This is a genomic window from Maribacter sp. (genome assembly GCF_049667165.1).
Classification (GTDB): domain Bacteria; phylum Bacteroidota; class Bacteroidia; order Flavobacteriales; family Flavobacteriaceae; genus Maribacter_A.
Genome location: NZ_JBATHS010000291.1, coordinates 1 through 10,859 on the forward strand (window position 1 = coordinate 1; position 10,859 = coordinate 10,859).

Annotated in this window: 11 protein-coding genes; 6 read left to right on the forward strand and 5 right to left on the reverse strand. The window is 41.0% G+C overall.

Annotated elements, in window-relative coordinates:
- The 4 genes from WBM98_RS13880 to WBM98_RS13895 all read left to right on the forward strand — a co-directional run.
- On the forward strand, positions 1 to 2,159 hold a 2,159-nt coding region (locus WBM98_RS13880), incomplete at its 5' end, for a hypothetical protein (RefSeq protein ID WP_424366621.1).
- Positions 2,160 to 2,197: 38 nt separating this feature from the next.
- Positions 2,198 to 2,620, forward strand: a complete 423-nt coding sequence (locus tag WBM98_RS13885) for a hypothetical protein (RefSeq protein ID WP_424366622.1) — start codon at positions 2,198 to 2,200, stop codon at positions 2,618 to 2,620.
- 273 nt (positions 2,621 to 2,893) lie between these two features.
- Positions 2,894 to 3,103 carry a lipopolysaccharide assembly protein LapA domain-containing protein gene (locus tag WBM98_RS13890; protein ID WP_424366623.1) on the forward strand — a complete coding sequence of 70 codons (210 nt, stop codon included), beginning with the start codon at positions 2,894 to 2,896 and terminating at the stop codon, positions 3,101 to 3,103.
- A 3-nt stretch (positions 3,104 to 3,106) separates the two neighbouring features.
- Positions 3,107 to 3,550, forward strand: coding sequence for a hypothetical protein (locus WBM98_RS13895; protein ID WP_424366624.1), 444 nt, complete (start codon positions 3,107 to 3,109; stop codon positions 3,548 to 3,550).
- 373 nt (positions 3,551 to 3,923) lie between these two features.
- Here the strand turns inward: WBM98_RS13895 and gndA are convergent, their stop codons facing one another.
- The gene (gene gndA, locus WBM98_RS13900; protein WP_424366625.1) at positions 3,924 to 5,336 is read right to left on the reverse strand and encodes an NADP-dependent phosphogluconate dehydrogenase; all 1,413 of its coding nucleotides are present in this window, start codon (positions 5,334 to 5,336) and stop codon (positions 3,924 to 3,926) included.
- Positions 5,337 to 5,541: 205 nt separating this feature from the next.
- Between gndA and zwf the strand changes: the two genes are divergently transcribed.
- Complete coding sequence (gene zwf, locus WBM98_RS13905; RefSeq protein WP_424366626.1) at positions 5,542 to 7,074, forward strand: glucose-6-phosphate dehydrogenase; 1,533 nt, start codon at positions 5,542 to 5,544, stop codon at positions 7,072 to 7,074.
- A gap of 86 nt (positions 7,075 to 7,160) precedes the next feature.
- Entirely contained in the window at positions 7,161 to 7,886 is a 726-nt protein-coding gene (pgl, locus tag WBM98_RS13910) for a 6-phosphogluconolactonase (protein ID WP_424366627.1), read from the forward strand.
- On the opposite strand, the gene WBM98_RS13915 is transcribed toward pgl, so the two are convergent.
- The 4 genes from WBM98_RS13915 to WBM98_RS13930 form a co-directional block, all read right to left on the reverse strand.
- Positions 7,867 to 8,412: an acyl-CoA thioesterase gene (locus WBM98_RS13915; protein WP_424366628.1), complete on the reverse strand. Its 546-nt coding sequence runs from the start codon at positions 8,410 to 8,412 to the stop codon at positions 7,867 to 7,869. The two genes, pgl and WBM98_RS13915, sit on opposite strands and share 20 nt — an antisense overlap.
- A 6-nt stretch (positions 8,413 to 8,418) precedes the next feature.
- Complete coding sequence (locus tag WBM98_RS13920) at positions 8,419 to 8,781, reverse strand: 6-phosphogluconate dehydrogenase (RefSeq protein ID WP_424366629.1); 363 nt, start codon at positions 8,779 to 8,781, stop codon at positions 8,419 to 8,421.
- Complete coding sequence (rmuC, locus tag WBM98_RS13925; protein WP_424366630.1) at positions 8,778 to 10,124, reverse strand: DNA recombination protein RmuC; 1,347 nt, start codon at positions 10,122 to 10,124, stop codon at positions 8,778 to 8,780. Before rmuC ends, WBM98_RS13920 begins: the two co-directional genes overlap by 4 nt.
- A 65-nt stretch (positions 10,125 to 10,189) precedes the next feature.
- Positions 10,190 to 10,859: ABC transporter ATP-binding protein (locus WBM98_RS13930; protein WP_424366631.1), on the reverse strand; the 670-nt coding region annotated here is incomplete at its 5' end.

Here is a 10,859-nt window from a genome sequence, read left to right on the forward strand (position 1 = left end):
ATTTGAAAACTAATTTCGATGCCTTTGGCATTCCTAACTACAATGCAGCGTTGTTCACTTCCCAAGATGTAAAACTTACCCGTTGGGGTGGGGAGTTCAAGGCCAATATAGGCACCAATAACTTGAAGCCTTATATTACCTTAGGTACAGGGGTTCAATCACTCGAATTAGACAGTAGTGATAAACTGGAACAAATTTATGGTAGTGTTGGCCTAGGCATAAAATTGAATATTTCCCCTAGGGCGGTTTTTTCCTTGGAAGCAAAGAATACCACTTACAACTTCAATGCTGGCGGTAGTTTACTTTCCGAAGAAAACCAAGCGGTCCTCGCTGTGACCGATGCGGATTTCGGGCGGAATAGATTATACAATTGGGGTATACAAGGCTCACTTGAGTTTTATCTTGGGGGACGAAGACCTGGTACACTTACAACATTGGATCAAGCCTATTTAGACAAGTTCAAAGGAGGTTTCAGAGGACTGCAATTGATAGTTGAACCTAGTCTAGGATATATCGGGTTTAACGACAATTCACTTTATAGGGATACCTATTTGTTAGGAGGGTACGCTGGGATAGACTTTAACGAATACATCGGTATTCGTGGATTCTATTTTCAAGCTACGCAAAACGAGGAAATCTCTACCGATTTTGACCAATTGGCGATGTATGGTGTGGAACTCCGCGCCAGATTGAACGATGGCAATGGTGTGACCCCCTTCCTTATTCTTGGGGGTGGTTATCTAAACGCTTACTCGGATTATTTGGGCAAAGATGATGTAACCGTAGGTAGTGGCGAATTTGCCACCGGTGGTCTTGGATTGAACATACCCTTGGGAAAAAGGCTCTTGATTTCAGGAGGTGTTCGTGCCATGTTGACTTCAGGCGAGGATATTACCGATGTTAATGCCACTGACGATCTTCAGAACCATTTAATGTATAATCTTGGTTTGAAGCTTTCCATTGGCAAAGAATCGGTTTCGACAGATGATGTATACCGAGCCAATGTAGATCGGGAATTAGATGCCCAACAAGCCATAAACAATACAAAGCTTGAGCAGATCGAGCTTGACTATCAAAATCAGGTACGTAGTTTGGAAGAAGAACTGCAAAAAGCCTATGTAGCCAAAGATGTGGATAAAGCGATAGAAATATTGGAGGAGAAAAAAGAAGTTGAGAAAGCTTTGAAAGAAGTCGATAAATTGAAAGAGGTAGGGAAATCTGAAGAAATAAAATCGGTCAAGCAAAAAGAGCCAGTACAGGCCCAAGTGGAGGCCGCTACCTTGAAAGCTCCTGAAAAATCCGAACTTATTAGAATGACCCCGGCAGAATTCGAATCTTTGATAGAAAGAATTTTGAATGGCTTGGATGAAACTCCTGAGCCTAAAGCATCTTACGAAATGCCGCAACAGCAGATGGCTCCACAACTGCAACAACAGCAGATGGATCAATTGAACAAGCGGATAGTGCTACTTGAGAAATTGTTATTGGAAGCAAATGCCACTAAGGGTACTGGGTCTTACGACGAACCTCAATTACAGCAAAATGAGAATGAGAACGATAGGGTTTCCGTAATGTCTGATCGTATTATGGATAAATTGAATGATCTTAGCAAAAAAATCGATAGAAATACCGCTAGAATCGCAGACAACGACAATAAGGAACAGATCGTTGTGGTAACCCCAAGTTCAGAATCAAAAGACGATACGGTAATCCCAAACTTGAACGATCAGGGCGGGATTATGGAAAGGGAAAATGTATCCGACGGGGTAAAAATGTTGCAATATCGAAACGCTTCGGGTATCTTGGGATTCAACTATGGAGGTGCATCAACGGCGAATATAGGTTTTAGGCTGCATTATGACATTAATAAAACACCCTTACAGTTCATGCCAGAAGCGTATATAGGCTTTGGCGAAGGTACATCGTATGGTATTTCGGGGAATGTGGTTTTTCCTTTCGCCATCAATACCGATAAAGTAAATCCATATGTTGGTGCCGGTCTAGGTTTTGGTAGTATTGCCGATGACACCAAAGGGTTTTACAATATCATTATTGGATCAGAACTTCCTTTTTTACATAAGAATGTATATGTGGACTATACGATGCGAAATTCGTTTGATTACAATCAAATTGCGGTTGGGTACAAGTTTTCATTTTAGAGCACCCAATTATGAAAAAATACAATAAAATCTATATCATGAAAAAAATATTTTATACTATTAGCCTACTGGCACTAATAATTCTAATGCCCAATTGTTCGCGAGATGATGATGGCCCAAGTACACCTTCGGGGACAAATAATCTTTATGGAACTTGGAACCTGGACTATTACATCAACAACAGTCAGCTTGTAGAAGAAATAGTATGTAACGAACAGGTTACTTACGTATTTTCCTCAAATGGATCATACTCCAAGACAACATTTGCAGGGGAAGGGTCTACCAATTGCGATGTGGCGGTAATTCTGAAGGGGAAATGGGAAAATTTAGGGGATAACATTTTTCAATTGACCCCAAATGGCAGTACAGGCAACGAAAATTTGGATATTACCTTTCAGGATAATTTCACCAAGTTTACGATAACCTATGGCAATGGACTGGTCGAAGTCTTTTCAAAATAAACCAGGATAGGCCATGGCTTTTTAGAATGCACTTTTTTTTATTACAAACTCAATTAAATTGGGCCGTTCGAAAGGAATCGAACGGCTCTTTTTTTTCGTGTTTATTGGCTAATTTATGTGACTTTTTAAATACCTTGTGTCATAAAAGATATAGAACAGATTTTTGGATTCATGATTTGTTAAAAAACAATCTGGGAAAATCAACGTTGAAAATGAACCCAAGTTTAAATCAGTGGATTACATCTGACCATTAAAAAATAAAAATAGAAGCAGATGAAACTAAAAACCATTTTGGCAATCCTATTCGCCACTGTTATCGTGATATTTTCGCTTCAAAACTCCGAAGTTACGGATGTAAGGTTTGTCTTTTGGAAATTGTCCATGTCACGGGTGCTTATTATCCTTGGCAGTTTTAGCGTAGGGGTCATCGTTGGGATTCTGGTCTCTGTGAAGAAGAAATTTGTAAACACAAAAAAATACTGACCCATGGCAAAGATACTGTCCGTAGAACTAAAGCACGTACCCAAACACATCCATGTAGGGGACGCTGTAAATGACATCATTGTATTGACCAAGATCCAGTTCCATCCATTGGATCTGCAATTGCAAATGCCCTATTGTTTGCACCTTTTTGTATATGACATACACGGTAATGTCGACGCACCATTGGTACTCCCGAATTGGGATGAAAGCAGGGTCTTACCGGTAGCATCTGACAGAAAGGATGATTTCATGGGGCAAAAGAATGTTATTCTGACCGCGAATGAAGCTGAAATGACGATAGAGACCCCTATAGCATTAAGTTTAGGCAAAATAAACAGGGATATGTCGTATATGTCAAGGAAAATCGAGGTATTTGCTACGATGGCCCCAGTGGTCGGCAGGGTATCAAAATATTCGGAGCCTTTTACCTCGATGATTTCCTACTGAATCAAAAGGGTATTTCTTAGGCAGGATACTAATTGCCCGTTTATGAAGGCAATATAAAACTGGCTTTTATTAAGCACTTGAGTCTAGTTTTAAGACCGGTTTATAGGTTTATGACATTTCAAAATGATAGTGGTATTTGATACTTTTAAGTAGATTGAATCAATGCAGTACCATATTTTTGGAAGGGTGTAAATACGTATCGGAATGCGGTAAGCTTAAGGAAAAGGCAAAAATCGGTGCAATGGCAAATCATTTGATTTACATTCATCGTACCGAAAAGCGGCCTGTGGGCAGGAGTAAGTTGATTGATTCTTTTTAAAAATTCTTCAAATTGTGTTGAATCCATTCCAAAGGGATCATTCCACAATGGCTTCTAGTCTTCCCATTCCGTATGAAAAATACCGGGTCTGTCCAAGCGCTCATAGGTATGGGAACCAAAATAATCGCGTTGGGCCTGGATCAAATTCAAGGGCAAACGGTCAGCGGTAAATCCGTCAAAATAGGTCAATGCATTGCTCAACCCTGGGAGGGGTATCCCATTGTTGATGCCTTGGGCTGTGAGATTTCGGACTGCAGGCAGTGTAGGGTTGATTTTGGAGGCGAAACCAGCATTCAACAATAAATGTGAAATATCCTTGTCTTTCTCAAAGGCATCGGTAATATCTTCCAACAAGGCTGCCCTAATGATACAACCTGCGCGCCAAATTTTGGCGACTGTGGGCATATCCAGTTCATAACCATATTCCTTGGAAGCTTCGGACAGTTGATGGAAGCCTTGTGCATACGTAAGTACAAAACCAAAATACAGCGCTGCTTCGGCCCATTCCTCCAACATTTTCTTATCCTGACTTCCCGATTTATTTCTGGGATATAAAGCATTGGCCCGAAGGCGTTCTTCTTTAAATGCAGATAATTCCCGCATGCTAACGGCAATATCGATGGAAGGGGTGGGTATGCCCAAATCCATGGCATTCTGGGAGGTCCATTTCCCGGTGCCCTTTTGTTTGGCCTTATCTAAGATCTGATCGACCAGATACCCATCGCCTTGATCGTCTTTTTTGTTGAGGATGTCTGCTGTTATTTCAATGAGGAAGGACTGAAGCCGTCCCTGGTTCCAAGTGTCAAAGAGCTTATGCAACTCGGGATTCGTGTATCCCCCCACTTTTTTTAGGATATCGTAGATTTCGGAGGTCAACTGCATCAATCCATATTCAATGCCATTGTGTACCATTTTCACGTAATTCCCAGCTGATTTTGGTCCTAAATAGGCCACACAGGCTTCCCCATTGAAATGGGCCGCTACAGCTTCAAAAATAGGTTTTACTTCCTGATAGGCCTCTTTAGATCCACCGGGCATGATACTCGGTCCGAATCTGGCCCCTTTGGACCCTCCGGATACGCCAGCACCGAAAAAATGGATGTCCTTTGATTTCAGATAGGATTCCCTACGGTCGGTATCCCTGAAAAATGAATTACCACCGTCAATGATGATATCCCCAACATCCAAATAAGGAAGAAGACCTTCAATGACAGCGTCAACCACTTTGCCAGCAGGTACTAAGAGCATGATTTTTCGAGGAAGGTGTAACGCATCAACAAAGGTTTTTACCTGTGTTGAGGCATTTATGTTATGGGCTTTATCCGCTTCCTTCAATAATGACGATACTTTTTCATCGTCCATATCATGACCAAAGGCACTAAAACCCTTGTCCGCAACATTCAAAATGAAATTACGCCCCATGACCCCAAGGCCTACCAATCCAAAATCGTATGTATTGTGTTCCATATGCTTGTTTTTGTATTATTTAACGACTTTTATAAGTATTAAGTAAGCTTGTTGTAAATTGTAAGGCTTAAACATTTTTAGGTCATCCCCAAAATTAATTTAAAATATCGAATTACGGGCTTTTCCGTTTTCAAACCTTGCTTGAAGGAGCACTTATGTGGTTCCATTGAAATATATTATTAGGAACGTCCTTTATAATTGAAGTATGAATAAAACAGCGAATCAACTATTGATCATTTTTGGAGCCTCGGGGGATTTAACCGCACGGAAGTTGATTCCCGCTCTTTTCGATTTACACAAAGGAGGCTATCTTCCAGAAAATTTTGTCGTATTGGGTGTCAGTCGAAGTAATTTGACTGATGGGGAGTTTAGAAAAAAAGTGGTATTCGAAAGTCAGTATTTAAAGGATAAATTGAAGGGTGAGGAGGAAAAATCGAGCACTTCATTCGCCGACAAAATATTTTATCAAGATTTAGGAAGTGACTACGATACGGATTATTCTGAAATAAACCATCGAATAGCTGACCTTAATTCAAAGTTCGGAACGGATAACAACTATATTTTCTATTTATCAACACCCCCTAATCTCTATGAGACGATAGCCAAAAATCTTTCTAAGGAAGGTCTTAGTAATGAATCTGAAGGATGGAAACGGCTGATTGTTGAAAAACCTTTTGGATATAGCCTGGAAACTGCCAAAAACCTGAACAAAGGACTGCAGCAATATTTTACGGAATCCCAGATTTATAGGATAGACCATTATTTGGGAAAAGAGACGGTCCAAAATTTGTTGGTGACCCGTTTTTCCAATAGTATTTTTGAACCCCTTTGGAACAGGAATTATATCCACCACGTGGAAATTACGAATGCAGAAACCGTAGGGGTAGAAAAAAGAGGGGGATACTACGATAAGTCTGGTGCTTTACGCGACATGTTTCAAAACCATTTGTTACAGATCGTTTCACTGGTGGTGATGGAGCCACCTATTGGTGATAGTGCAGAAGAAATTAGAAATGAAAAGGTAAAGGCACTGAAATCATTACGTATCATGAGGGATGAAGAAACCCTTGACAGGCACACCATTAGGGGACAATATGTTGCCGCTGTAATTGATGGCAAAAAAGTTAAAGGCTACCGAGAAGAGGAAGGTGTGGATTCCCAATCTACGACGGAAACTTTTGCGGCCATAAAATTCTATGTGGATAACTGGCGTTGGAAAGATGTACCTTTTTACGTACGTACGGCTAAAAGGATGCCAACCAAGGTTACCGAGGTAGTAGTCCATTTTAAATCTCCCCATCATCAGATTTTCAACGACACTAAGATTCATAACAAGGATAATAAATTGATCATCCGTATTCAGCCCGATGAAGGTATTTTGATAAAATTTGGGGTGAAAGTTCCTGGACAGGGATTTAAGGTAGAACGGGCAAATTTGGATTTTTACTATTCAAGTCTTGCGGATAACGATGTAATGCAGGCCTATGAACGCCTTTTATTGGATGCCATGCAAGGGGACGCTACCCTTTATGCAAGGGCAGATGAGGTAGAGGCGGCCTGGGAATTCGTAGATCCTATCCTTGACTACTGGGAAAATGGAAAGGATGTTAAGACGTACGGATATTCTGCCGGGGTTTGGGGCCCTAAAAATACAGATGAGTTGATGGAGGGTACCTATATGTGGAGAAACCCAGGAGAAAATTTGGCAGATGACCCGGGATTCTGTATGATTTGTTAGTGAAACCTTCGCGCTATAATTTTTAAAGTTGTACGATGAACAAATTCCGCTGTTAAACCAAATTTCTTGCTTTATTGATTAAATACATGGAACTCAAAATTTATAGCACAAAATTCGATGCTGCAAGGCATTTTTCGGAATATTTAAAAATACTGATCCAATCCAGGGCATCTGTTCATATTGCACTTTCAGGGGGTAGTACGCCCAAAGTGGTTTTTGATGAGTTAGCGACAAACTATAGCGATGAAATCGATTGGTCGAAGGTCCATTTATACTGGGGAGATGAACGCTGTGTAGCTCCAACGCATGGTGATAGTAACTACGGGATGACAGTGGATCATTTACTATCAAAAATAGATATTCCCAAAAAAAATATTCATCGTATTCACGGGGAAAATGGTCCTGAGGACGAGGCTATCCGATACGGCAGGATATTGGAAAAAGAATTGCCTAATGACAATGATACTCCACAATTTGATTTAGTTATATTGGGTTTGGGTGATGATGGACATACGGCCTCAATTTTTCCTCATGAAATAGCATTGTGGTATTCCAAAGAAAATTGTGAGGTCGCCACGCATCCCGATTCAGGGCAAAAACGAATTACCATAACGGGGAAACTCATCAACAATGCCAAAAAAGTAGCGTTCTTGGTCACTGGTGGCAACAAGTCACAAAAAGTAAAGGAAATTATCAATCATGAAGGAGGTTACGAGGCTTATCCAGCAACTTTGGTTTCCCCCGTATCAGGAAAACTAATATGGTTTTTGGACAGAGAGGCCGCAAAGGAACTTACTGCAGCTCAATCTTGATGTTTTCGTCTTTTAATTGCTCCAAATAGTCCTCTACCTTGAACTTTGAAGCTTTGAACTTCGATCCCCTTTTTCTTGCTTGTTCCTTGCGCCTAATACTACGGCTAAAACGTCTTATGCCCTGATGGTCCTCGATAATCAATCCCGGGACCGATACATTTTTACCATTTTCATCTTTAGCCACCATGGTGAAATACGATGAGTTACAATGTTTTTTCTCGCCGGTTGTAATATTTTCCGATTCCACACGAACCCCCACTACCATTGATGTACGACCGGTGTAATTGACCGAGGCCTTAAGCGTGACCAACTCCCCAACTTCTATGGGATTCAAAAAATCAACCTTGTTCACCGACGCTGTAACACAATAATGTTGTGAATGCCTTGAGGCGCAGGCAAATGCAATTTGATCCATAAGATTCAGAATATGGCCGCCATGCACCTTCCCACTAAAATTGGAATGGGAGGGTAGCATCAATTCCGTAATCGATACATGTGATTCTGTGGCTGTTTTAAAGGGCTTCATAGACAACTATCTAAAATGGGGTGATTGTTCCTTTTCTACCTTGGTAACAAAGTACTTGGTGTCTCCCAGCCAGAAAAAAGTGGCATACCGCTCCATGTATTCCAGTTTTACATATTCCCCCTGGTACTCCTTCAACTTTTCTATGGCCTCCTTATCGGTATCCAATACGGAGAATGCGAATATCTGGGCCCCTGAAATACCTTGACTGATTTCTCCTTCCCATGTTTTGGTCAAAACCCCTTTGCGGCTTATTTTGATCAATTCCCCAGAACGTACCCCCTCACTATAGGGTACGAAGTAGATAAAGGCATATATCAAAAGGAAAACGGCAATTATTGCCGTTAGGGTCAATACAAGGATTTTTTTCATAATTTAAGTTTAGGTTCCTCTTCAAAATCATCTTCCTGGGCACGCTTCAGGATTGATTCGGGCATGGATTTTTTGGTCTTGGCGCCCATTTTTTTCAATTTTTCGATACTAGTCACCAAATTACCCCGTCCTTGCACCAATTTGTTCATAGCGCCTTTATATTCAGTTTTAGCCTCATCCATTTTTTTGCCCACCCGGGTCAAATCGGTGACAAAACCTTCAAACTTATCGTATAAGGCCCCGGCCTGACGTGCAATTTCAATGGCGTTTCTTTGGTGCTTTTCATTGTTCCACATACTGTCTATGGTACGTAAGGTAGCCAAAAGTGTAGATGGGGTCACAATCACGATATTCTGTTCGAATGCCTTGTTGTAAAGCGATGGGTCCTGGTTGATGGCGATGGCAAAAGCCGGTTCTATGGGAATGAACATCAGTACAAAGTCAGGACTCTCCATTTCATACAGATCCTCATATTTTTTGGCCGATAGTTGGTCTACGTGCTTTCGAATGGAGTTGATATGGTCTTTAAGGAATTTCTCCTGTAGGTCTTCCTCGGCATTGATATAACGTTCATAATCCGTGAGGGATACCTTCGAATCGACCACCATCTTTTTCCCATCGGGCAGGTGAATGATCACATCGGGAAGTACTTTAGATCCATCCTCCCTGGTGAAGCTCTGTTGTACGGAATACTCCCGATCTTTTTCCAGACCTGATTTTTCAAGAACGCGCTCCAAGACCAATTCCCCCCAATTCCCTTGCATTTTACTATCCCCTTTTAAGGCCTTGGTCAAATTCTCGGCTTCTTGGGTGATTTTAAGATTTTGACTTTGAAGGTTCAACAACTGTTCTTTTAAGGCAGAGTGCATGCTGATACTTTCCTTCTGTGAAAATTCGACCTTTTCCTCGAACGTTTTTATCTTTTCCTGTAAGGGGGAAAGGAGATTTTTGATGTTCTTTTGGTTCTGTTCCGTGAATTTGTTGCTATTTGCATCAAGGATCTTGTTGGCCAGATTTTCAAACTCCTTAGTGAATTTCTCCTGCAATTTTTCGACCTCCCCTTTTTGTTCCTTGTTTTTTAAGTCCAGATATTCCAAATCGGCCTGATACCTAACTATTTCATTTCCCAAGTGTTCCTTTTCCGAACGCAGCTCCTCCTTTTCGTTTTCCAATCCGAGGATTCGGTTTTCCAAATGGGATTTGGCAAGGTTGAGTTGCCTTTTTTCTTCTTCAAGCGTACTTTGGTTTGATCTGGTTTTAAGGCTTTGGATATAATTGCCCAAAAAGTACCCAGCAGCAAGGCAAATCAGTCCAACCAATAGATATATAAGATATTCGTTCATTTGGATTCTAACTTCTTTGAAGTAAAGATAAAGGTTTGACTTTAAAAAATATCGGCCTTATCTGCTTACTTTTTTATTTTAAATGACCCTGTTTTGGCATCGAACATGACCGCATCTTGGGGGAAAAGGCGTTCGAAGGATTTTTTCTGGATCAATTCACAAGGCTCGCCAAACTCATGGCTGTCCTGATTCATGATCAATATTTTATCGCAGAGTTGAATGGCCATTTCAATCTCATGACTTGTGAACAGTATGGTTTTTTGGGTTTTATGGGCGATTTGTTTCAAAAGCTTCAAGATCCTCACTTTATGGTGCAGGTCTAAATGTGAAGTTGGTTCATCCAAAAGAATTACGGAAGTGTCTTGGGCCAATGCCCTGGCGATCATCACCCGCTGTAATTGTCCATCGCTAAGTTCGTAACATTTTTTGTTTTTCAAGGTTTCCAAATCGACCATAGAAATAGCCTCATGGATCTTGGTCCTGTCCGTTGTCGATAATCTACCTATCCAATTGGTATACGGTTGTCGTCCCAAGGCAATCAGTTCCAATACGGTCAGGTTCTTAGAGGCCATAGGTTCGGTCAAAACAATACTTATGGTCGATGCCAGCTCCATTGGGGCATAGTTTTTTAATTCTTTGCCATCAACATGTATTGCCCCTGATATTTTCGACTGCACCTTTCCAAGGGTACGTAGCAGGGTAGATTTACCTATGCCATTCACGCCTACTATAGCA